Below are 21,501 nucleotides of genomic sequence, written 5' to 3' on the forward strand. Positions count from 1 at the left end.
TTGATTTGGTGATCAATAAGGGAACGGTAGCGCGTCTTCGCGCCGTTGTCAGCCGATGCGGGAGATCTGCACCGAGATCGTGTCGATGTCGCCGCCGCCGGCGGGCAGCGCTGCGACCGTCTCGGCGACCACGGCGTAGACGTCGCGGCAGGTCGCGGCGGCGGGGCGCTGCTCGCTGACCGCGATCTTCACGGTGATGCTGAGGCCGGCGGCGCCGTGCGAGACGGCGATGGGCGACGACGCGGTGAGGGGCGCGGGCGCGATGACCGGGAGCCCGGCGCCGATGCCGGCGCGCAGGGCGGTGGCGGCATCTGCCACGACGGCCGCGACCACGGGGCGCGCGTCGTAGGTCTGCAGCACGCCGGGCACGCCGAGCACGGCGACGCCGAGCAGCCGTGCGAGCTCGTCGTCGCTCGCCGCCGCGCCATCGGCGCCGAGGGGGCCGGCCGTGCGGTCGTCGTCGCTCATCGCTCGCTCCCGTCGTCGTCGGCGACCTCGGGCGCCTGGCGCCGGAGGTGCACGTCGGTGACCGTGACGTCGATCGACTCGACCGCGAGCTCGGTGTGCTCGAGCAGCGTGTGCGCGATCGCCGCGCGCAGCACCTCCGCCCGCTCGGGGATGCTCTCGCCCCAGAACACGCTCGCCTCGACCCGCACCCGCACCGGTGCGCCGGGCTGCTCGACGTCGCCGTCGAGCACGCAGCGACCGATCAGCACCCCGTCGACCGAGTCGCCCGCGGCCCGCACGAGCCCCAGCACGGCGGCCTCGGTGACCGAGAGCGTCGCGCGCCGCGACGGATGCGTCAGCGGGATCGACCGCCCCGACCGCACCTCGCGCTGCACGTTCGCGAGGATGCTCTCCACCCACCCCGTGGCGAACGGGTTCTCGGCCGCCTCGGCCTCGAGGTCGACCAGCGAACCGGCGGCGTCGCGCACACGCAGCAGGGCCGCCCAGGCGAGCTGGTTCTCGGGGCTGGCGTCAATCAGCTCGGCCGGCGGCTGCTCGCCCCGGTCGAGGTAGTCGCCGTACACGTCGAGGATGTCGGGGGCGCCCGTGATGTCGGGGATGTCGTCGTGGCGGTCGTCGCCCGTGATGTCGGTCATCGCCACTCCTCCATCTCTCTGATCAGTGTCTTGCGCGCCCGGGCCAGGAGTCCCCGCACGGTCGACGGCGGCACACCCAGCTCCTCGGAGATCTCCTCGTACGAGAATCCTCCTACCTCTTTCATCACCCAGCACTGCCGCTGCGCCTCGGGCAGCCGGTCGAGCGCGCCCTTCAGCTGATCGCGCTGCGACTGCGCCTCGGCCTGCTTCTCGGGGCCCTGCTCGGGCGGCGTCTCGTCGTCCCAGTCGAGCAGCGGCCGGTCGTCGTGCCGGGCCCGGATGCGGTCGATCGCCTTGCGGTTCACGATCCGCATCAGCCACGACTTGACCACCGAGAGGTCGTCGAGGGTGGGCAGCTTGGTCCAGGCCGTGATGAAGGCCTCCTGCACCACGTCGTCGACCTCGGAGTTCGACCCCAGCACCCGCGTCGCGTAGGCCCGCATCAGCGGACCGTGCCGCCGCACGAGCACCTCGAACGCCCGCAGGTCCCCGTCGGCGGCGCGACCGGCGACGATGCGGTCGGACGCCTCGTCGAGCGGCTCGCGCATCATCCGTCCTCCGTGGTCGTGGCAGGGGGCTCAGCGCCCACTAGCGACTATCCCACATCGGTGGGCGGGCGAGCGGATGCGCGTCGCTCCCCCGGCCCGTCACCGGGGTTAGTGCACCCTAAGCTGGAGGGGGAGGAACCATGCGCAACACGAGCACGCGACTGCTGCTGAGCTGCGCCGCGATCGGCGTGGTGGGCGGGATCGTCTTCATCGTCAACTCCTATCTCGGCGGCACGCTGAACGCCGTGGCGCCGATGCTGTACGGCCTCACGCTCGGGGTGTACTTCGTTCCCGGGGCCCTCGCTCAGCGGCTCTTCCGGCGCGGCGGGGTGGCACTGCTCGTGGCCGTGCTCTCGGGGCTGGTGGCCGCGGCGTTCAACCCGCTCGGGTTCCTCGCGGCCCTGATCTCGGTCGGGATCGGCGCGTTGCAGGAGCTGCCGTTCCTCGTCACGCGCTACCGCCGCTGGCCCGTCTGGCTCTTCGTCGCGGGCGCGGTGCTCTCGGGCGTGGTGCTCGCGGCGGGCATGTACCGCCTCGTCGGCGCGCGCGACCTCGACCCGGCCGGCGCTCTCGTGCTGGTCGCGGGTTCGCTGCTCTCCCCCGTCGTCTTCACGCTGCTCGCGCTCGCGCTGGCCCGCCCCCTGGCGGCCACGGGCGTCACCCGGGGCCTGGCCCCGCGCCGCTGACCGCGAGGGTTACTGCGCCAGGAGGAGCGGCGCGTCGGTGACCGGGACGTCGACGTGCATGTGCGTGCAGGAGTCGTCGAACTCGGTCCAGTTGGTGAGGTTCACCGTGACACCGGCCGAGGCGCGGCAGCCGGCCTGGCCGACGCGGGCGCCCACCGGCATGACCGGGTCGAGGATGCCGATGAGCTTCAGCGTGCCCGCGTCCGCCCCGTTGAGGCTCTTGTTGTCGAGGAGGTAGAAGTCGACCGCGTGGCCGCCGCCGTCGATGTAGTGCGAGGAGCTGGTGCCCGCACCCTCGATCTGGCCGGTGCACTTGCGGTTGATGTCACTGACGCCGACCTGGTCGAAATTGCGCACCGCGATCGCGATGATCTCGAGGATGCGATAGTCGACACCGCAGTCGGGCACCGTCACGCCCTGGGCGATCCAGCGGATCTCCTTCATGTGGTCGGGAACCGACCCCACGAGCTTGCCGGAATCCATGGCGTCGACGAGCTCCTGCGCGAGCGAGCGTCCGACGAGCATCTGCGCGCTCGAGTAACCCGCCGCCTGCAGCTCACCGGCGTCGGAGACCGAGTAGCCGTCGCGGTCGACGACCTCGGCGGTCGATCCGTTCGCGGTGATCAGCTGCTGGGTTTCGGCGGTGGACTCGGCGGTCAGGCTGAGGTTCACCAGGTTCGAGTCGACCGGGCTGGCCGAGACGGTGGTGGGGATGGCGGTGACCGCGGTCATGCCGACGACGAAGGCCATCGCGATGGCCGAGAGACCGGCCTTGGCCCACCCACGACGACGAGCGGATGCGCTGCGAGCGCCCTCGGCGCGGGTTCCGCCCTGGCGCGCGCTGCCGGGGCGCGCCTCGGCGATGCGGCGGCCGGTGCCGCGGGCGGCGCGACGGCTGGCCGCACCCTTGGCGGGAACAGCGGCCTCGCGGGCGGCGCGACGCGAGACGACCGCGATGGGCCCGGTGGTGACGAGGGCGGCGGCGGCCTCGAGCTCGTCGAGCCCGGCGCGGTCGACCTCGGCGGTGCTCGGGGTCGTGCTGCTGGGGACCACGACGGCGATGGTGCCGGTCGAGACGATCTCGGTGCGCGGGGCCTCGGCGGCACGCCGGGCGCGACGGGAGGCGGGGGCGTGCAGCGGCACCTCGGGCGCGAGGGAGTCGTCGGCTGAGTCGGCGGGACGAACGGGCTCGAGCGCCAGCTCGACGTCGGGCTCGAGAACTCCCGAACCGAGCGGTGCGACCTCGATGTCGGCGATCTCGGCGTCGCGCAGCTCGGTCTCGCGACGCTCGGCGTCGACCACCGCGGCGTCACGCGCTCCGGCGTGCGAATCGAGGGCCCGGCGGCTGCGCCGCGAGAGCGGCGGCTCGACGATGGCAGGAGCGACCGGAACGGTGGAGACCGGCTCGACCCCGCTCTGCTCGGCGGCGGCCTGCTGCTCGAGCTCGCGCAGCTGTCGTCGGGTGAGAGGAGGGGTGTGCTCGGTTCCGGAGGTCGCAGTGGTCGGCGCAGCAGCGCGTGGACGCGAGTCGGGATTCGGCAAACGGGGGTCTTTCGGATGGAGCGGGAGGCGATGCGGCTTCGGGGCCGTCACGACCAGGGCCCCTCCACGATAGCGGCCGCGGCTGAAAAAACCCAGGACGGGTGTGAAACAGCCGAGCGCCCACGGAGTCGGGCCGCTGGCCATGCCGCCCGCGACGGCGCCCGGAACGCGCTCTCACGCGGCACTTAGCCGACCCTAACCTAGGCTGGTCCCGTGACCGACTCCGCCCTCGAGCTCCGCGGTGTGCGCATCCGCCACGAGGGCGCCGAGCGCTTCACGCCCGACGGGGTCGATCTGATCGTGCATCCGGGCGAGGCGGTGCTCGTGCTCGGCCCCTCGGGCAGCGGCAAGTCCACGCTCGCGCTCGCGCTGAACGGCCTCGTGCCCCAGGAGGTCCCGGCCGAGCTGCAGGGCACGGTGAGCGTCGACGGCCTGTCGACGGCCGGTACCCCGGTGGCCCGCCTGAGCGCGCACGTCGCCATGGTCTTCCAGGACCCCGACGCCCAGATCGTCACCGCCACCGTGCTCGACGAGGTCTGCTTCGGCCCCGAGAACCTCCTCGTGCCCGTCGACGAGGTGCTCGAGCGCGCGGAGCAGGCCCTCCGTCGCGTGGGCCTCTGGGAACGGCGCCACGAGAACCCCGACCGCCTCTCCGGCGGCGGCCGGCAGCGCCTCGCCATCGCCTGCGCGCTCGCGCTGCGCTCCCCCGTGATCGTGCTCGACGAACCCACGGCCAACCTCGACCCGCTGGGCGTCGAGGAGGTCTACGCGGTGCTCGGCGAGCTCGTCGCCGAGGGCGGCCGCACGCTCGTGCTGATCGAGCACGCCCTCGACGCCGCCCTGGCCGTCGTGGACCGCGTGGTGGTGCTCGACGGCGCCGGTCGCCTCGCGCTCGACGGCCCCGTCGAACTCCTCCGCGAGCACGCCGACGAGCTGCTCGCCCTCGGCGTGTGGCTCCCCTCCGCACTGCTGGCGGGCCTGCGCCTCCGCGACCAGGGCTTCCCGGTGCCCGTTCCGCCCCTCACCCCGGCCGCCCTGACGACGCTCCTCGACTCCCTCCGGCCGGCGACGGATGCGCGGCAGACCGTTCCGCGCGAGACGACGCCGCGCCCGCCCGTCCGCTCCGCCGTGACCGTGCGCGGCCTCTCGGTCACGCGGGGCCGCAGACCGCGCACCCCGGTGCCGCACGGCCTCGACCTGGACGTGCCCACCGGCTCCTTCACGGCCGTCGTCGGGGTCAACGGCGCGGGCAAGACCACCTTCCTGCAGGCCGTCGCCGGCGTCGTCCCCCCGCCCCGCGGCACCGTCGACGTGCTCGGCCTCGACCCCGCCCGGGCCGACGCTCGCCGGCTCGCCCGCACCATCGGCTTCGTCTTCCAGAACCCCGAGCACCAGTTCATCCGCGCGACGGTGGCCGAGGAGCTCGCCCACGCCCTCGAGCTGCAGCGGGTGCCGCGACCGGCGATCGACGAGCAGGTCGAGCGGATGCTCGAGCGCTTCGGTCTCGTCGAGCAGCGCGACGCGCATCCGTTCCTCCTCTCCGGCGGGCAGAAGCGGCGTCTCTCGGTGGGCACCGCACTGCTCGCCGGCGCTCCCGTGCTCGCCCTGGACGAGCCGACCTTCGGCCAGGACCGCGCCCGCGCCCGCGAGCTGCTCGACCTCCTCACCGAGCTGAACGCGGCCGGCACCACGGTGCTCGTGGTGACGCACGACCTGCAGCTCGTGGCCGAGCACGCCTCGCACGTGCTCGTGCTCGACGGCGGCCGGATCGCCGCCCACGGACCGACTGCCGAGGTGCTCGCGTCGGGCGCGCTCGAGGCCGCCGGTCTGACTGCGCCGCCGCTTGCCCGCGCGTTCCGCGCTGCGGCCGACCCCGCGTGGCACCGCGTCACCCGCCTCGCCGACCTGGCCTCGCTGCACCCCGCCGGTCCCGACGTGCCCGACGGAGCCGGCGGGGTCGGCGCATGAGCACCGCACGCGCCGCAGACCCGTTCGCGGCCGCGGTGCCGCCGCGCGGCCGCTTCCTGCACGCGCTGAACCCCCTCGCGAAGATCGCCGGCCCGCTCCCCGCGATCGTCGCGGTGCTCGTCGTGCCCGGCGCCGCCCTGCCGGCCGCGCTGGCGGCGGGGGCGCTGCTGCTCGTGCTCGGGGGTGCGCGCCTCTCCCCCCGCGCCCTGCTCGGGCTGCTCGTGGTGCTGCCGCTCGCCACCGCGGTGCTGACGCTGAGCTTCGCCTTCTGGAGCGACGCCGGCCGCGCATCCGTCACCCCGCTCGTCGTGGAACTCGGCCCGCTGCGGCTGCACGAGGCCGCGCTGCTCGCGGGCGGGGCGACCGCGCTGCGACTGGCCGCCATCCTGCTGCTCTCACTGATCGGCGGGCTCAGCACCACCGGCCCCGACCTCGCCCGGTCGTTCGTGCAGCAGCTGCGGGTGCCGTACCGGGTGGGCTACACGGCGCTGGCCGCCTACCGCTTCGTGCCGCGGTTCGGGCACGAGCTCGACATCATCCGGCAGGCGCACCGGGTGCGCGGCCTGACACCCGGGCGCGGGCCGGTCGCCGCCGTGCGCCGTCGCGCCGGCTACCTCGTGCCGCTGCTGGCCGGAGCCCTCCGGCACGCCGAGCGCGTCGCCCTCGCGATGGACTCCCGGGCCTTCGGCGCCCACCGCACCCGCACCGAACGACACCTCGTCCCCTGGCGCCGGCGGGACACGGTCTTCGTGCTGCTCTGCTGGCTGGGAACGGGGGCCGCGATCATCGTTGCGCTAAAGGTGTGATGTATGATCTACTGAAATCGCTCGCCACCCGGCAGCGCAAGTCGTCAACGACGTCGACCAGAAAAGGACATGGCTCATGGTTCAAGCCCCCGAGCGCACGCATTCCCCCCGCCGCCGGTTCCGCTCGCTCGCCCTCCTCTCCGGCGCCGCCGCCATCGCGCTGCTGGCCTCCGGCTGCGCCGGCGGTTCCTCCTCGGCCTCGAACGGCGAGTTCGGCTTCCCCGAGACCGAGCAGCAGGCCGACAGCACCATCACGGTCTGGGTCGACAACACCCGCGTGGCCGCCGCCGACGCCTTCAAGGCCGCCAATCCCGATGTGCCGATCGATGTCGTGACATACGATGGCAGCGCTAACGGCAGCAACAGCTTCCAGACGAAGATCCAGCTCTTCGACAAGGCGAAGAAGGGATGGCCCGACGTGGTCTGGTCGACGCAGACGAACGACGCGGCCTGGGCCAGCCAGACCTCCCCGGGCTCGCAGCCGTTCGCCGCGCAGCTCGACGGCGGCCTCGTCGACTCCGAGCTGATCGACGGCTTCACCGCCGGATCCCTCGACCCGTGCACCGTCGACGGCAAGGTGTACTGCCTGCGCAACGACCTCGCCCAGAACGTGCTCTGGTACGACAAGACGCTCTTCGACCAGTTCGGCTACACGCTCCCCACCACGTGGGAGGAGTACCAGGAGCTCGGCGAGAAGGTCGCGACCGAGCATCCGGGCTACATCATCGGCGCCGCCGGTGACGCCTGGACCCCCGAGATCTACATGTGGGCCTCGAAGTGCCAGGCCGGCGACGTGACCGCCGTGCGCGAGATCACCGTCGACACGACGAGCGAGGAGTGCCAGCGGATGGCCGACCTGCTCGACACCTCGATCGCGAACGGCTCGATCACCACCGAGAGCGTCTTCAGCCCTTCGTTCGTTCAGAAGTACGCCGGCAAGGTGCTCGCGATGCCCGGACCGGTCTGGTACTCCGGAGCCATCTTCAACAGCCCCGACTCGCTGAACGTGCCGGCCGGCCAGATCGGCGCGGCCACCCCGCCGACCTGGGACGGCGAGGACGTCGTGACCGGCAACGTCGGCGGCGGCACCTGGTACATCTCCAGCCACTCGGCCAACCTCGCCTCGGCGAAGAAGTTCGTGGAGTTCGCTGCCACGAGCGACGAGTACCAGGTCGAGCTGAACCCCGGACTCCCCGCCTTCGCCGCCGCCGGCGAGAAGTGGGTCGCCAAGCAGGCCGACAGCGGCTACTTCGCCGGCGACCTCGATGCCCTGACCGACTCGGCCTCGCTCGTCTGGTCGGGCTGGGGATCGCCGACCTTCAGCCAGGAGGCCGTCTGGGCCAAGACCGTGACCCCCGTGATCACCTCGGGCGGCACGGTCTCCGACACCCTCGAGGAGTGGGGTCAGGCCATCAAGGACCAGGCGCAGGTCAACGGGTACAAGGTCGGCTGATGACCGCCACCGTTCCCGACGTCGAGGCGACCGCCGCCGCGGGGGTCACCCCCCGCCTCGGCCGGTCGCCTCGGCGGCCGGGCCGCGCATCCGTTCGGCGGAGCCCGGTGAAGAACCGCATGGGCTACCTGTTCGTGTCGGGGTACACGGTGCTCATGCTGGTGTTCGGCGTCTTCCCGGCGCTGTACGCCCTGGTGCTCTCGGTCACCACGATCGACGGCTCGTTCGCGGGCTTCGACAACTTCGCCAAGGTGCTCGGCGACTACCGCTTCCTGCCGGCCGTCGGCCACGTCGCGGTCTACCTCGTGATCTGGCTGGTCAGCCTGCTCGTGCTGGTGGTGCTGCTCGCCCTCGTCGTGCACGCCATCCGCATCCGCTGGCTCTCGAACGCCTCGCGCTTCATCTTCTACATCCCGGGCGCCCTCGCCGGCGCCTCGAGCGTGATGCTCTGGCTGTTCGTGCTCGACCCCTCGGTCAGCCCGGTCGGCTGGCTGCTGGAGGCCTTCGGCTTCGAGTCGTTCGTGCAGACGATCAACCCCGCGAACCTGCCGGTCGTGTTCACCGTCATCGCGTTCTGGACCGGGGCCGGCGGCTGGATCGTCATCATGTACGGCGCCCTCAACAACATCCCCGAGGAGGTGATGGAGGCCGCGAAGATCGACGGGGCGAACGCCGTGCAGACGGCGGTGCGCATCCAGCTGCCGATGATGAAGAAGTGGATCGCCTACATGGGCATCATGTCCCTCGCCGCCGGCACCCAGCTCTTCGTCGAACCGCAGCTGCTCTCGCAGGCCTCCAACGCCGTCGTCGCCAACGACTACTCGCTGAACCAGCTCGCGTACCTCTACGCGTTCCAGCAGAACGACTTCAACGGCTCGGCCGCGATCTCGATCCTCCTGCTCGTGATCGCCCTGGCGCTGTCCGCATTCTTCGTCGCCCGCGGCGGACTCTTCGAGAAGGACTGACCATGACCGCGCTCTCGACCGCTCCCGGCCACGTCGCCGACCGCGCCGCCGCCCGCCCCGCGAAGCGCTCCCCCGCCGGTCTCCGCGGCACGCCCGGCCAGTGGTCGGGCCGCTTCGTGGTGGCGCTGGTGCTGCTGGCCTTCGGGCTGTTCTTCGCCATCCCGATCGTCTGGCTGCTGCTGGCCACGACCAAGTCGCCCACCGATCTGATCCAGAACAACCCCTTCTCGTTCGGCTCGCTCGACGGCTTCGCGGTGAACTGGAACGCGCTGTTCGCATTCCAGGACGGCGCCGTCGTCGGCTGGCTCGGCAATTCGGCGCTCTACTCGGTGGTGGCGCTCGCCATCACGCTCGTGGTGAGCGTGCCGGCTGGATACGCCCTGGCGCTGACGGAATTCCGGCTGCGCCGGGCGCTGCTCGTGACGACCCTCGTGGTGATGCTCATCCCGAACACCGCACTCGTGCTGCCGGTGTTCCTCGAGCTGAACACCGTGGGGCTGATCGGGTCGCCGCTCGCGGTCATCCTGCCGTTCTCGTTCTTCCCGTTCGGCGTCTACCTGACGTACATCTACTTCTCCACGTCCATCCCGCGCGACCTGCTGGCCGCCGCGCGCATCGACGGGTGCACCGAGTTCGGCGTCTTCACCCGCATCGCGCTGCCGCTGGCGACGCCCGTGGTCGCGCTCGTGGCGTTCTTCAGCTTCGTGCAGAACTGGAACAACTACTTCCTGCCCTTCGTGATGCTGCCAGCGAGCGACCAGTACCCGATGCAGGTCGGCCTGACCTCGCTGCTCGCCTCGACGCCCGCGTTCAACCCCTCCTCGGCCGGTGCCGCCTCGGTGCAGCTGCCGACGCTCGCCCTCGCCACGATCATGTCGGTGCTCCCGGTGCTCATCGTCTTCCTGTTTTCGCAGCGCTTCCTCGTCTCGGGGATGACCGCCGGCGGCACGAAGGAGTAGCGGATGCCCGGCCCCGGTTCCGCGTCGACCGACGCGGGCCGCCAGATCGTCGACGCCCACGCGCACGTCTGGCGGCGCTCACGGGCGGGGCTCGAGTGGCTCGCCGAGGTGCCCGAGGTGGATCGCGACTGCGACCTCGCGGGGCTGCGTGCCGCTGCGCCGGGTCGCGTCGACGGGTTCGTGCTGGTGCAGGCGGTGAACGACGCCTCGGAGTCGGTGGAGCTGCTGGCGGCGGCCGCCGGTGCGGCGGCCTCGGGCCGGGCTCAGGCCGCGGCCCCCGGCTCCGCGGACGACCGCGCGGCGGTGCTCGCCGTCGTCGGCTGGGTCGACCTCGCGGCCGAGGATGCGGCGGAGCAGCTCTCGGCACTCGCGGCGTCGCCCGGCGGGGAGCGGCTGGCGGGCATCCGTCACCTGGCGCACATCGACCCTGACCCGGAGTGGCTGGTGCGGGCGGCCACCGCGCACGGCCTCGACGCCGTGGCCCGCGCGGGTCTCGCGTTCGACCTGGTGCTGCGACCGGGACAGCTCGACACCGCGGCCCGGGCGGCCGACACGCACGAGGGGCTGCTGTTCGTGCTCGACCACCTCGGGCAGCCGCCGGCCGACGCCGCGACGCCCTCGTTCGACGTCTGGGAGCGGGGCCTCCGTGAGCTCGCGCGGCGGCCGAACGTGGTGGCCAAGGTGTCCGGCATCGCCGAACGCGGGGCGTCGGCGGCCGCCCGGCGGCGTCTCGACCGCGTGCTGGAGGTCGCACTGGACGCCTTCGGTCCCCGCCGCCTGATGGTCGGCTCGGACTGGCCGCTCGTCGACCTCGCCGACGGGTACGGCAGCTGGGTGCAGAGCTACCTCACCGCGACCGCCGGGCTCTCGGCCGACGAGCAGCACGCGCTCGACCGGGGCACGGCGCTCGCGAGCTACGGGCGGGCGGGCTGAACGGAGCCGGCATCGTCAGTCCGTCACGAACACGTCGTCCAACGTCACCGTGCGGAGCCCCCGCTCGGCCACGATCGCGGCCAGCTGCGGGAAGACGTTCGTCACCGGCAGGTAGTTGAGGTGCCCGATCACGATGTGCTGCGGCAGGAACCACTGCGTCGCGAAGTCGACCACCTGCTGCTCGGTGATCAGGCCCGAGTCGGAGAGCGAGCCGTACCAGAGCACGGGGCACGTGTAACCGATGCTCGCCGCGAGCCGGTCGGTGCGCGCATCCCGGTAGCCGTAGGGCGGACGGTAGTAGGGGCGGGCGTCGACGCCGTAGGTGCTCTGGATGAAGTCGTGGTTCTGCTGCAGCTGCGCGATCACCTGGGCATCCGAGAGGCCTGTCAGGTCGACGTGGTCGAAGGTGTGGTTGCCGAGCTGGATCTGGCCCGACTGCACCAGGGGTCGCAGGAGGTCGGCGTGCTGCGTCCAGCCCTCGTAGCTGCCGTTGAGGAAGAACGTGAGGCGGGTTCCCGTGGCCGCGGCGAACTCGGTGTAGAGCCGCACGACCTCGGCGTTCGAGCCGTCGTCGACGGTCCAGGCGAGCAGGGCTCCGTCGCCGGGGAGGGCGGTTATCGGGCCCGAGGGCAGGGGCACCCTCTCGATCGGTGGCAGGGCGGGTTCGGCGGCGACCGGTTCAGCCGCGGGGGCGGGCTCGACGGCGTCGGGCTGCGCGGTGGGAGTGGCGCTCGGCGTCGGCGACGGGGTGTGCTTCGAGAGCCCGGACGCCGCCCGCCCACCGGCCACGGGTGGTGCCGCCGCCCCCGTCAGGGCGAGGAACCCCGACACCCCGGCGACGGCGCCGACGCCGAGCACCCCGAGGAACACGCGGCGGTCGACCCCGCCCTCCGTCGCCCGGTGCGGCGGACGACCGCGCGCGTAGCGGGGAACCGGCGCCTCGTCGTGCCTCCGCGCGCGCGCATGCCTGCCGGCCACCGAGCCCCCTGTTCGACGCCGGTCGATCAGTCGAGCGGCATACGAAGCCTAGGAAGTCCCGGCGGCCGCCGGTATCACTCGTTCGGGGTAGGGAACGGTTCAGTCGCGCCCGCGCACCGGCAGGCGGCGACGGCTCCACGAGCCGTCGATGTGCGCCCGCATGGCCTTCTCCGCGGCCTCGGGCTCTCCGGAGGAGATCGCGTCGAGCACCGTCGCGTGCTCGTCGATCGTGAGCTCGAAGGCGTGCTCCGGGTCGCGCCCGTGGTACCGACTGCTCTCCAGCGCCCGGTCGAACAGGGTGCGGGCGAGGCTCGAGGCCAGCCGTGAGCCCGAGAGCCGCATCACCAGGTGGTGGAAGTCGATGTCGGCTTGCCGGAAGGCGGGCGGGTCGTCGATGACGTCCTGCATGCGCTGCAGCGAGGCCCGCAGCCGGTCGACCGCGTCCCTGTCGGCGCGCCGGGCCGCATCCGCCGCCATGGACGACTCGAGGCCCGAGCGCACACTGCTCAGCTCGTCGAGGATGCCGAGTGCGTCGTCGTGCTCGATCATCGCCGTGAGCACCACCGGGTCGAGCAGGTTCCACTCGGAGGTCGGGTTGACCTGCGTGCCGCGCCCCTGGGCGACCGTGACCAGGCCCTTCTCCTCGAGCCGCTTGACCGACTCGCGGATCACCGTGCGGCTCACCCCGAACTGCGCCGTCAACGGTCCCTCCGGCGGAAGGAGCTCGCCGGGCTTCAGGGCCCCGGTGACGATCACGTCGACGAGCTGCTGCACGACCGCCACCCCGAGCCGGGCGGCGGGTGCGCGCACCCCGACGGTGGGCAACACGGGCGCGACGGCGGTGTCGGCGGAGTCGATGCTCATGCGACGAGTCTAGGCGCGAGCATCCGCCACTCGTCATACGTCTGTCGGTTGTGGCGTCACCAAACATATGATGTATGCTGTTCACACGCTCTCGCGAGAGGCGTCGTGCGGTTCACTGGAGAAAAGCAGGACACGATGAGAATCACAGGCTTCACGAGTCTGACCACCGTGCACGACTGGGGCCGCCCCGTCGGTGACGTCAACGGCGTGGTGGCCGGTGGCGTCACCGAGGTGCCCCTGCTGCTGCTGCACACCGACGGCGGCCTCACCGGCATCGGTCTCGGCGCGCACACCGACATCGCACGGGTCTTCCCGGCGATCGAGAACGAGGACCCGCGGGCGGTCGTCGCCCTCTACGACCGGATGCTCGCCCACGTCTTCAAGACGGGCCATGCCGGCGCCACCTTCGGCACCATCGGCGCCGTCGACATGGCGCTCTGGGACCTCAAGGCGAAGATGGCCGGGGAACCGCTCTGGCGCACGCTCGGCGCCCGCGACCGCTTCGTGCCCGGCTACGCCTCGGGCCTGGACATCGCCCTCGGCGACGAGGAGCTCGTCGCCCTGTACACGCGCTACGCCGAGCGCGGCTTCGCGAGCGCCAAACTCAAGGGCGGCCGCGACAGCGACACCGACGTGGCGCGTCTGAAGGCGGTCGCCGACACCCTCCGGCGCAACTCCCCCCGCCCCGCGCTGATGCTCGACGCGAACGAGTCGTGGAACGTCAAGCAGGCCGTGCGCTACATCGCCGAGGTCGAGGCGCAGGTGCCGCTGACCTGGATCGAGGAGCCCGTGCGCCGCTGGGACTCGGCCGGCAACGCCGCCGTGAGCCGCGCCGTCAAGGCCGCCGTGGCCACCGGCGAGAACCTCGTGGGCCTCGAGCAGTACGGGCCGCTTCTCGACGCGCACGGCGTCGACGTGGTGCAGGCCGGCATGGTCTGGGGCATCACCCACTTCCTGCGGGTGTCGGCCATCGCGCACGCCCGCGACCTGCCCGTCAGTCCGGTCGGCTACAACGCCAACCCGATCGCCCACGCGGCGGCCGCCGTGCCCAACCACTTCACGACCGAGGTGCAGGATCTCGGCATGCCCGTCGGCCTCACGGTCGACCAGACGATCGACGACGGCGGCATCCGCCTCGGCGACGAGCCCGGCCTCGGGATCACGCTCGACGAGGCCGCGATCGCGGCGATCGGCGGGGTCGAGGGGTGGCGCATCCCGGCCGGGCCGCACGTGCGGCCGGCGCGGGCGGGGCTGCGGCTCGTTCCCGAGACCGTCCCCCGGGCAGAGCGATCCTGACGCGGTTCCCGCTGCGCGCGGGGGCGCGGCTAGAGCCGCGGGCGCGAGGGCAGTGAGACGATCAGCACGGCGGCGATGACGAGCACCGCGGCGATCGGGGTGGTCCAGTCGACGCCGTGGCCGGCGCCCGGGGCGATCAGGTCGATCGCGATCGAGCCGAGCAGCTGCCCCGAGATGGAGCAGAGGCCGAGCAGCAGCACGCCCGTGCTGCGCACCGCGGTCGCCAGCCCGAAGATGAAGGTCACGCCGAGCGGGCCGCCGAGGTAGAGCCACCACTCGGGCGGGAAGGACGTCGGCAGGCCGCCCACGACGAGCGCGTGCACGACGGCGATCACGAGCAGCAGCGCGGTGCCGGCGATGAAGTTGAACAGGGTGGAGCTGACGGCCGAGCCCGCGGCGGCGGCCACACGGCCGTTCGCCGCCTGCTGCACCGCCTGCGCGATGCCGGCCGCGAAGGGCAGCAGCAGGAGCCAGAACGGGATCTCGGGGTCGATGTGCGCGGCGACCGACCAGACCACCACGCCGAACGCGATGCCCGCGCCCAGCACCCGACGGACCGTCAGGTAGCGGCGACCACCCGGGCCGATCCCGACGCGGTCGACGACGAGGCCGCTCACGGTCTGGCCGCCGATGAAGGCCACGGTGAAGAGCGAGACGCCCACGAGGGCGGAGGCGAGGCCCTGCGTCAGCACGAAGATGCCGCCCCCGACGCCGGCGAAGAGCATCCAGAACGGAAGCCGGCCGCCGCGCACCTCGGCGACGGCCCGGCGGGCACCGACCCGGGCGGAGGGCATCAGGGCGACGATCACGAGGACGATCAGCAGGCCGACCGCGAAGCTGATCGCGGCCGCCGTGTAGCCGTCACCGAGCCGGCGGCCGAACTCCCCGTTGATACGCGACTGCGTCGCCATCAGCACGCCGCACACGACGGCGACGCCGACCGCCGCCCCCAGGGGCAGACGGCCGGCGTGCGGCGGTGGGGTGAGGCTCACTCGGGCTCTCGCTCGGATTGGGGCTGTGCTCGGGCTCGGGCTGCGCTCGTGCTTAGGCTGTGCTCGGGCTCGGGCTCGGGCTGCTTGTGCTCGCGCTCTAGCGGGGCGCGACCGGGGTGTCGGCCGCGAGCTCGCCGAGCAGGGCGTCGCCGGGGAAGGCGTCGACCATCTCGGCCTGGATCTCGGCGCGCTCGAGCAGTTCGTCCATGCGACGACGGCGGGCGCGCGGGATCAGGGTGACCACGGTGCCCTTCTTGCCGGCGCGGCCGGTGCGGCCGGCGCGGTGCAGGTACGTCTTGTACTCGTCGGGGGCGTCGGCCTGGATGACCAGGTCGATGTCGTCGACGTGGATGCCGCGGGCCGCCACGTCGGTCGCCACGAGCACGCTGACCCGCCCGCTGGTGAGCTGCTGCAGGTTGCGCGTGCGGCGCGACTGGTTGAGGTCGCCGTGCAGGCTGGTGGCCGGGAAGCCGGCGTCCTCCAGCTGCTCGGCGAGCATCTCGGCGTAGGCGCGGGTGCGGGAGAAGATCAGCGTCTTGCCCTCGCGGTCGGCCAGCTGCCGGATGATCTCGCTCTTGTCGCGGCTCTCGACGACCAGCACGCGGTGGTCGATGGTGCTGGAGGCCTGGTCCTCACCGGCGACCTCGTGCACGCTCGGGTTCACCAGGAACTCCTCGACCAGGGTGGCGACACCCTTGTCGAGCGTGGCGGAGAAGAGCAGCTTCTGGCCGCCGTCCTTGGTGTGACGCAGGATGCGCTGCACCGGCTCGAGGAAGCCCAGGTCGCACATGTGGTCGGCCTCGTCGAGCACCGTGATGGTGACGTCGCTGAGGTCGAGACGACGCTGCTCGATCAGGTCCTCGATGCGGCCGGGGGTGCCGATGATGATGTCGACGCCGCGCTGCAGCGCACCCACCTGGCGGGCCTGGGGCACGCCGCCGTAGATCTGGGTGGTGAACAGGCCGACGGCCCGGGCGATCGGCTGCACCGTGCGGTCGATCTGCAGGGCCAGCTCGCGGGTCGGGGCCAGGATGAGCGCCCGGGGCTTGCGGCCCGGCTTGCGGTTCGCGCCGCCGCCGTTCTCCATCAGGCGCTCCACGAGGGGGGCACCGAAGGCGATGGTCTTGCCGGAACCGGTGCGGCCACGGCCGAGCACGTCGCGACCCTCGAGCACCATGGGGATGGTGGCCGCCTGGATCGGGAACGGGCTCTCGGCGCCGAGCTCCGCGAGCACGCGGGTGATGTTGCCGCCGATGCCGAGGTCGGCGAAGGTCACGCCGTCGACGTCTCCGGCGAGGGTGGCCTGGGCCTCGAGGCGCTCGAGCACGACGTCGTCGACCTGGTTGAAGGCGGGCTTGTTGTCGCGGTTCGGGTAGAAGTCGCTGCCGCGGTCGCTGCGGTCGGCGCGTGCCGGGCGGCTGTCGCGGTCGAAGCTGCGGGCCGGGCGATCGTTGTACGCCGGACGCTCGGTGCGGGCCGGGCGGTCGTCGCGGTCGAACGAGCGCTTCGGGCGGTCGTCGAAGCTGCGGGCCGGCCGGTCGTTGTACGCCGGACGCTCGGTGCGAGCCGGACGGTCATTGTACGCGGGGCGCTCGGTGCGAGCCGGGCGGTCGTCGCGATCGAAGGAGCGCTTGGGGCGATCGTCGAAGGAGCGCTTCGGGCGCTCTTCCCACGTCCGCTTCGGCGCATCCTCGCGGGCCTTGGCGGCCTCGGCGCGGCGCTCCTCGTTGCGGGCGTCGTTCCACTTCTGGCGGTCGGTGCGCTGCGGCACGCGACGCTCGTCGCGGTCGTACGAGGGACGCTCGTCGCGGTTGTACGCGGGACGCTCGTCGCGGCCGTACGAGGGACGCTCGCTGCGGCCGGTGCCGGTGCCCGACTTGTTGAAGCCGTTCTCGCGACTCGGGCGGCTGTAGCCGCCACGCTCGGGACGGTCGCCGTACGCAGGACGCTCAGAACGCTCGCCGCGGTTGTAGCCGCCACGCTCGGGACGGTCACCATACGCAGGACGCTCAGAACGCTCGCCGCGGTTGTAGCCACCACGCTCGGGACGGTCACCGTAGGCGGGACGCTCGGGGCGGTCGCCGTACGAGGGACGCTCGCCGCGCGAGCTCGGGGCCGCGCCGCGGGCGCTGCGCTCGTCGGCGTTCCAGCGCTGCTTGCGCGGTGCCGACTCGTCGGCGGGCTTGAAGCCGCGGTGCGAGGGGCTGCGGCTGCCGGCCTTGGGGCCGCCCTTGCCTGGAGTGCGGGGCTCGTAGTTCTTGGCGGCCTTGAAGCCACCGGACTTGTTGGATTTGGGCATGATTCTTCCTGGGTTATCTCGAATTGCGCACACCTCAACACCGAACGTGTTGGCAGTGCTAACTAGATCCCCGGGAGTAGCGGGGGCCGTGTCGTACGCGACATTCACCAGTGACCAGCGCATCCATGCACTGACTGGGAAACCGGCCCACCAGACTTACAAACCCAACCGCGGGGAACCCCACGGTGTCCAGAGCCGACCAACCGACACTACACGATCAGCCAGCCCCTGTCGAGTGCCGCGCAGCCCGAGACCAGGCGGCGACAGCTCAGATGTCGGTGACGACCGTGCGCGTCAGCACCGGCGGCGCCGCCAGCAGCGACCCCAGGTCGGACACGCCCTCGGGCGTCGAGCGCCACTCGCGGTACGCGTCGTCGGCCTCCATCGACTCCCACTTCTCGACCACGATGAAGTGCTGGCGGTCGTCGGCATCGACGGTGACTTCGACACCGAGGCTGCCCTCGCGGGCGCGGGTGGCGGCGAGCACCGAGTGGATCACCTCCGGCGCGGAGTCGAGCAGGTCGGGCTTGATGCGCAGGTCGAGCAGCGAGATCACGGTCATGCGCCCAGAGTACGCCCGCCCGCCGACACCGCCCGCGCCCCGAGTACGCCCAGCCGCCGACACCCCCGCGCCCTGGGCTCGCCGGGCCGCCACACCGCCGCGCCTTGCCCGGTTCGCAAGAACGGCCGATCTTTCCGCCCGGTCGCCCGGAACGGGCATCCGGAACCTGCCAGTGTGACGAAGGTGACCTCGAACGACCGCATCACCCTGCGCTTCCTCGCGGCCCCGCAAGACGCCGCCGCCGACGGCCGCACCGTCGCCGCCGGCCGCGTGCTCGAGTGGATCGACAAGGCCGGCTACGCCTGCGCCGTCGGCTGGAGCGGCGCCTACTGCGTCACCGCCTACGTCGGCAACGTGCACTTCACCCGCCGCGTGCAGCCGGGCGAGCTGATCGAGGCCCGGGCGCGCATCATCCACACGGGGCGAACGAGCATGCAGGTGCTCGTGCAGATCGGCTCGGCGGATGCGCGGAGCCGCCGCTTCACGCCCGCCACCCACTGCCTGCTCGTCTTCGTCGCGGTCGACGGCGCCGGAGTGCCGCAGGAGGTGCCGTCGTGGCTGCCGGCCGACGACGACGAGCGGATGCTCCACGAACGTGCCGCGGAGAGACTCGCCCCGCGCCGTGCCATCCGCGACGCGATGCTCGGCCAGCACTTCACCGACGAGGGCACGACGCCGCGCACGGTCTTCCGCTTCCTCGCGGCGCCGCAGGACGCGAACTTCGGCGGCAACGCCCACGGCGGAACGGTGCTGCGCTGGATCGACGAGGCGGCCTACGCCTGCGCCGCCTCCTGGACGTCGGAGCAGGCCGTCGCGGTGTACTCGGGCGGCATCCACTTCTTCAGCCCGATCCGGATCGGCGACCTCGTCGAGGTGGAGGCGCGGCTGATCCACACGGGCGGGCGGAGCCTGCACATCGCGGTGCACGTGCGGGCCGCGTCGCCGCGCACGCCTCAGGAGCTGCGGCTGACGACGCACTGCATGACGATCTTCGTCGACCTCGGCCCCGACGGGCGCGCCCGCCCGGTCGCTCCGCTGCCGGCGCTCTCCGACGAGGACCGCCGGCTCGCGGCCCACGCGTCCGAGCTCACCCGCCTCCGCGCCTCCCTCGAGGCCCTCCCCGTCTGACCCGCCCTCCGCGCAGCCGAGTCGCGCCGAACGGCGACCATATGGCGCGAGTCGAGCCCGCGAGCGACAATTCGCCGCGACTCGAACGCCCTCGCCGGTCAGCCCAGCTGCGGGACGATCTCGCGGGCGATGAAGTCGAGGTGATCGAGGTCGGCCAGGTCGAGCACCTGCAGATAGACGCGGGTGACCCCCTCGGCGCGGAGGGCGCCGAGCTTGTCGACGACCTCGGCGGCCGACCCGGCCAGCCCGTTCTCGCGCAGCTCCGCGGGCTCGCGCCCGATCGCCGCGGCCCGCGCGTGGAACTCCGCCTCCGAGGACCCCGTCGCCACCACGAGCGCCGCCGAGTAGACGAGGGACTCGGGGTCGCGCCCGATCGACTCGCACGCCGACCGCACGCCGGCGATGAGCTCCGGCGTCGTGCCCGGGTCGGGGAACGGGATGTTGAACTCGGTCGCGAAGCGGGCGGCGAGCAGCGGTGTGCGCTTCGCACCCTTGCCGCCGACGATCACGGGAACCGGCGACTGCACCGGCTTCGGCAGCGCGGGCGAGTCCTCGAGCGTGTAGTGGTCCCCCGAGAACGAGTACGTCGAACCGGCCGGGGTCGACCAGAGCCCGGTCACGATCTCGAGCTGCTCCTCGAGCAGGTCGAACCGCTTCGGCGGGAACGGGATGCCGTATGCCCGGTGCTCCTCGGCGAACCACCCGGTGCCGAGCCCCAGCTCGGCCCGTCCGCCCGACATGGCGTCGACCTGCGCGACCTGGATCGCGAGGATGCCCGGATACCGGTACGTCACGCTCGACACCAGTGTGCCGAGCCGGATGCGGCTGGTCTCGCGGGCGAGGCCGGCCAGCGTCGTCCAGGCGTCGGTCGGCCCGTAGCCCGGGTCGCCGTCGCCCATCCGGAGGTAGTGGTCGGAGCGGAAGAACGCGTCGAAGCCGAGCTCCTCCGTCGCCTTGGCGACGGCCAGGAGCTCGTCGTAGCTCGCACCCTGCTGCGGTTCGGTGAAGATTCTGAAGTCCACGGAACCAGCCTAGGCGCGCATCCGTCGCTCTGGACCGTTCGCGCAGCCCGCCGCCGCCCAGGTCAGCGTCGCCGAGGTCAGCGTCGCCGCGGCCCCGTCGCGCGCAGGGCCCCGAGCAGCCCCGCGACCGCGAACACCAGGGTGGCGCCCAGCACGACCGCGATCGGCAGTGTCCAGGCGCCGGTGGCGTCGTGCACCGCTCCGACGAGGGCGGGCGCGGTCGCGCCGAGCGCGTAGCCGACGCCCTGCACCATCGCCGAGAGCCGCCGCGCGTGGGTGCCGGTCAGCGAGAGCTGCACGACGAGCATGAACACGATCGTGATGCCGCCGCCCTGCGCGACGCCGCCGAGGAAGCCCCACGCGAGCCACGCATCCGGGGCGAGCATCAGCCCGAGCGGGAAGGTCACCCAGAGCACAGCCACCCCGATGAAGGTGCGCGGGATGCCCAGCCGCTGTGCGAGCAGGGGCACGCCGAGGGCCCCCACGACGGCCGCGATCTGGAAGATCGACGAACTGGTGCCCGCGGCGGCGGCCGAGTATCCGACCTCTTGCTGCAGGATGCTCGGGAACCACGCGGTCAGCCCGTAGTACGAGAAGGCCTGCCCCGCGAAGGCCAGCGCGAGCAGCACCGCCGAGAGGTTGCGCCAGGTGCGCGGCTCGGGCGGCGCGATCGGGATGCCGCGGGTGTCGACGGCGACCGTGTCGACCGCGCCGGTCTCGACCGCCGGCTTCAGCGGCCCCCATCTCACGGCGGCCCGCGGCCCGACCGCGACCAGCCAGAACACGGCGGCGATGACGACGAAGCCGGTCCAGGCGAGGAGGGCGCCGCGCCAGCCGAAGGCCGCCGAGAGCGGCACGGTGCCGAGCGAGGTGATCATCGAGCTGACGTTCATCGCCGAGGTGTACGCGCCGGTGACGATGCCCACGCGGGCGGTCGGCACGTCGCGGCGGATGATCACCGGGATCACCACGTTGCCGATGGTGATGAAGGCACCCATGATGATCGTGCCGGTGAAGGTCGCCTCGGCACCGCCCGCCGACCGCACGATCGAGCCGATGCCCACACCGAGGATCGCCACGGTGGTCGCGAGGTTCGCCCCCGCCCGGCCGATGAACACCGACGCGAACGGTGTGACGAGCGCGAAGCAGAGCACCGGCAGGCTGGTCAGCAGCCCGGCCTGGGCCGCGTTCAACGCGAGGTCGCCGCTGATCTCGGGAGTGATCGGCGCGACGGCCACGATCGGCCCGCGAAGGATGAACCCGATCGCGACGATCCCGGTGACGAGCAGCCAGGGGAAGCCGGAGCGCACTGAACGGGTCATCCCGACCATGCTACGCGCGCCGCGGCGGCCCGCCCGCCCGACGGTCGAGGGCAGGGCGAGCGGATGCGCGGCCCG

Annotated in this window: 20 protein-coding genes; 9 read left to right on the forward strand and 11 right to left on the reverse strand. The window is 72.4% G+C overall.

All coding sequences use genetic code 11. The annotated features are described in order from the left end of the window. Positions 1 to 48: 48 nt before the first annotated feature. From BJ984_RS01335 to BJ984_RS01345, 3 genes are read right to left on the reverse strand one after another with little or no spacing between them, the layout of a single operon-like run. Positions 49 to 468: a hypothetical protein gene (locus tag BJ984_RS01335; protein ID WP_179546490.1), complete on the reverse strand. Its 420-nt coding sequence runs from the start codon at positions 466 to 468 to the stop codon at positions 49 to 51. Further along, entirely contained in the window at positions 465 to 1,103 is a 639-nt protein-coding gene (locus BJ984_RS01340; RefSeq protein WP_179546491.1) for an Asp23/Gls24 family envelope stress response protein, read from the reverse strand. The genes BJ984_RS01335 and BJ984_RS01340 overlap by 4 nt, the downstream gene beginning before the upstream one ends. Continuing rightward, a complete protein-coding gene (locus BJ984_RS01345; RefSeq protein WP_179546492.1) occupies positions 1,100 to 1,651 on the reverse strand; it encodes an RNA polymerase sigma factor in 552 nt (183 codons plus the stop codon). Before BJ984_RS01345 ends, BJ984_RS01340 begins: the two co-directional genes overlap by 4 nt. A 140-nt stretch (positions 1,652 to 1,791) precedes the next feature. Here BJ984_RS01345 and BJ984_RS01350 point away from each other — a divergent pair, with 140 nt between their 5' ends. Then, positions 1,792 to 2,337: an ECF transporter S component gene (locus BJ984_RS01350; RefSeq protein ID WP_179546493.1), complete on the forward strand. Its 546-nt coding sequence runs from the start codon at positions 1,792 to 1,794 to the stop codon at positions 2,335 to 2,337. Between the two features lie 9 nt (positions 2,338 to 2,346). On the opposite strand, the gene BJ984_RS01355 is transcribed toward BJ984_RS01350, so the two are convergent. After that, positions 2,347 to 3,879: a hypothetical protein gene (locus BJ984_RS01355; protein ID WP_179546494.1), complete on the reverse strand. Its 1,533-nt coding sequence runs from the start codon at positions 3,877 to 3,879 to the stop codon at positions 2,347 to 2,349. A gap of 213 nt (positions 3,880 to 4,092) precedes the next feature. Here BJ984_RS01355 and BJ984_RS01360 point away from each other — a divergent pair, with 213 nt between their 5' ends. From BJ984_RS01360 to BJ984_RS01385, 6 genes are all read left to right on the forward strand, one after another. Next, on the forward strand, positions 4,093 to 5,847 hold the full coding sequence (locus BJ984_RS01360) for an ABC transporter ATP-binding protein (protein ID WP_179546495.1): 1,755 nt from the start codon (positions 4,093 to 4,095) through the stop codon (positions 5,845 to 5,847). Next, a complete protein-coding gene (locus BJ984_RS01365; RefSeq protein ID WP_179546496.1) occupies positions 5,844 to 6,653 on the forward strand; it encodes an energy-coupling factor transporter transmembrane component T in 810 nt (269 codons plus the stop codon). The genes BJ984_RS01360 and BJ984_RS01365 overlap by 4 nt, the downstream gene beginning before the upstream one ends. Before the next feature lie 76 nt (positions 6,654 to 6,729). Then, complete coding sequence (locus BJ984_RS01370) at positions 6,730 to 8,106, forward strand: ABC transporter substrate-binding protein (RefSeq protein ID WP_179546497.1); 1,377 nt, start codon at positions 6,730 to 6,732, stop codon at positions 8,104 to 8,106. Further along, positions 8,106 to 9,071: a carbohydrate ABC transporter permease gene (locus BJ984_RS01375; protein WP_179546498.1), complete on the forward strand. Its 966-nt coding sequence runs from the start codon at positions 8,106 to 8,108 to the stop codon at positions 9,069 to 9,071. The genes BJ984_RS01370 and BJ984_RS01375 overlap by 1 nt, the downstream gene beginning before the upstream one ends. A 2-nt stretch (positions 9,072 to 9,073) precedes the next feature. Continuing rightward, positions 9,074 to 10,030 carry a carbohydrate ABC transporter permease gene (locus BJ984_RS01380; RefSeq protein WP_179546499.1) on the forward strand — a complete coding sequence of 319 codons (957 nt, stop codon included), beginning with the start codon at positions 9,074 to 9,076 and terminating at the stop codon, positions 10,028 to 10,030. Between the two features lie 3 nt (positions 10,031 to 10,033). Then, positions 10,034 to 10,963, forward strand: coding sequence for an amidohydrolase family protein (locus tag BJ984_RS01385; RefSeq protein WP_179546500.1), 930 nt, complete (start codon positions 10,034 to 10,036; stop codon positions 10,961 to 10,963). A gap of 15 nt (positions 10,964 to 10,978) precedes the next feature. On the opposite strand, the gene BJ984_RS19015 is transcribed toward BJ984_RS01385, so the two are convergent. Both BJ984_RS19015 and BJ984_RS01395 read right to left on the reverse strand, forming a co-directional pair. After that, positions 10,979 to 11,941, reverse strand: coding sequence for a polysaccharide deacetylase family protein (locus BJ984_RS19015; RefSeq protein WP_271206348.1), 963 nt, complete (start codon positions 11,939 to 11,941; stop codon positions 10,979 to 10,981). Positions 11,942 to 12,040: 99 nt separating this feature from the next. After that, complete coding sequence (locus BJ984_RS01395; protein WP_179546501.1) at positions 12,041 to 12,805, reverse strand: FadR/GntR family transcriptional regulator; 765 nt, start codon at positions 12,803 to 12,805, stop codon at positions 12,041 to 12,043. 135 nt (positions 12,806 to 12,940) lie between these two features. On the opposite strand from BJ984_RS01395, the gene BJ984_RS01400 reads away from it, so the two are divergent. Further along, the gene (locus BJ984_RS01400; RefSeq protein WP_179546502.1) at positions 12,941 to 14,101 is read left to right on the forward strand and encodes a mandelate racemase/muconate lactonizing enzyme family protein; all 1,161 of its coding nucleotides are present in this window, start codon (positions 12,941 to 12,943) and stop codon (positions 14,099 to 14,101) included. Between the two features lie 29 nt (positions 14,102 to 14,130). On the opposite strand, the gene BJ984_RS01405 is transcribed toward BJ984_RS01400, so the two are convergent. The 3 genes from BJ984_RS01405 to BJ984_RS01415 form a co-directional block, all read right to left on the reverse strand. Continuing rightward, positions 14,131 to 15,093, reverse strand: coding sequence for a DMT family transporter (locus BJ984_RS01405; RefSeq protein ID WP_179546503.1), 963 nt, complete (start codon positions 15,091 to 15,093; stop codon positions 14,131 to 14,133). A gap of 97 nt (positions 15,094 to 15,190) precedes the next feature. Continuing rightward, a complete protein-coding gene (locus BJ984_RS01410; RefSeq protein WP_179546504.1) occupies positions 15,191 to 17,392 on the reverse strand; it encodes a DEAD/DEAH box helicase in 2,202 nt (733 codons plus the stop codon). A gap of 268 nt (positions 17,393 to 17,660) precedes the next feature. Next, positions 17,661 to 17,954, reverse strand: coding sequence for a putative quinol monooxygenase (locus tag BJ984_RS01415; RefSeq protein ID WP_179546505.1), 294 nt, complete (start codon positions 17,952 to 17,954; stop codon positions 17,661 to 17,663). 183 nt (positions 17,955 to 18,137) lie between these two features. On the opposite strand from BJ984_RS01415, the gene BJ984_RS01420 reads away from it, so the two are divergent. Further along, on the forward strand, positions 18,138 to 19,082 hold the full coding sequence (locus BJ984_RS01420; RefSeq protein ID WP_179546506.1) for an acyl-CoA thioesterase: 945 nt from the start codon (positions 18,138 to 18,140) through the stop codon (positions 19,080 to 19,082). Positions 19,083 to 19,180: 98 nt separating this feature from the next. On the opposite strand, the gene BJ984_RS01425 is transcribed toward BJ984_RS01420, so the two are convergent. Then, a complete protein-coding gene (locus BJ984_RS01425) occupies positions 19,181 to 20,104 on the reverse strand; it encodes an LLM class F420-dependent oxidoreductase (RefSeq protein ID WP_179546507.1) in 924 nt (307 codons plus the stop codon). A 77-nt stretch (positions 20,105 to 20,181) separates the two neighbouring features. Beyond that, positions 20,182 to 21,426 (reverse strand): MFS transporter, encoded by a 1,245-nt coding sequence (locus tag BJ984_RS01430; RefSeq protein WP_179546508.1) that lies wholly within the window; start codon positions 21,424 to 21,426, stop codon positions 20,182 to 20,184. Positions 21,427 to 21,501: the final 75 nt, after the last annotated feature.

Source organism: Herbiconiux flava, assembly GCF_013409865.1.
GTDB classification, from domain to species: Bacteria; Actinomycetota; Actinomycetes; order Actinomycetales; family Microbacteriaceae; genus Herbiconiux; species Herbiconiux flava.

What these genes read in the sequence shown, in the direction of transcription:
- BJ984_RS01350 (WP_179546493.1), top strand. Translation starts at nt 1,792, where the DNA reads ATGCGCAACACGAGCACGCGACTGCTGCTGAGCTGCGCCGCGATCGGC.
- BJ984_RS01395 (WP_179546501.1), bottom strand. Translation starts at nt 12,805, where the DNA reads ATGAGCATCGACTCCGCCGACACCGCCGTCGCGCCCGTGTTGCCCACC.
- BJ984_RS01410 (WP_179546504.1), bottom strand. Translation starts at nt 17,392, where the DNA reads ATGCCCAAATCCAACAAGTCCGGTGGCTTCAAGGCCGCCAAGAACTAC.
- BJ984_RS01375 (WP_179546498.1), top strand. Translation starts at nt 8,106, where the DNA reads ATGACCGCCACCGTTCCCGACGTCGAGGCGACCGCCGCCGCGGGGGTC.
- BJ984_RS01400 (WP_179546502.1), top strand. Translation starts at nt 12,941, where the DNA reads ATGAGAATCACAGGCTTCACGAGTCTGACCACCGTGCACGACTGGGGC.
- BJ984_RS01380 (WP_179546499.1), top strand. Translation starts at nt 9,074, where the DNA reads ATGACCGCGCTCTCGACCGCTCCCGGCCACGTCGCCGACCGCGCCGCC.
- BJ984_RS01365 (WP_179546496.1), top strand. Translation starts at nt 5,844, where the DNA reads ATGAGCACCGCACGCGCCGCAGACCCGTTCGCGGCCGCGGTGCCGCCG.
- BJ984_RS01370 (WP_179546497.1), top strand. Translation starts at nt 6,730, where the DNA reads ATGGTTCAAGCCCCCGAGCGCACGCATTCCCCCCGCCGCCGGTTCCGC.
- BJ984_RS01335 (WP_179546490.1), bottom strand. Translation starts at nt 468, where the DNA reads ATGAGCGACGACGACCGCACGGCCGGCCCCCTCGGCGCCGATGGCGCG.
- BJ984_RS01385 (WP_179546500.1), top strand. Translation starts at nt 10,034, where the DNA reads ATGCCCGGCCCCGGTTCCGCGTCGACCGACGCGGGCCGCCAGATCGTC.
- BJ984_RS01345 (WP_179546492.1), bottom strand. Translation starts at nt 1,651, where the DNA reads ATGCGCGAGCCGCTCGACGAGGCGTCCGACCGCATCGTCGCCGGTCGC.
- BJ984_RS01430 (WP_179546508.1), bottom strand. Translation starts at nt 21,426, where the DNA reads ATGACCCGTTCAGTGCGCTCCGGCTTCCCCTGGCTGCTCGTCACCGGG.
- BJ984_RS01340 (WP_179546491.1), bottom strand. Translation starts at nt 1,103, where the DNA reads ATGACCGACATCACGGGCGACGACCGCCACGACGACATCCCCGACATC.
- BJ984_RS01415 (WP_179546505.1), bottom strand. Translation starts at nt 17,954, where the DNA reads ATGACCGTGATCTCGCTGCTCGACCTGCGCATCAAGCCCGACCTGCTC.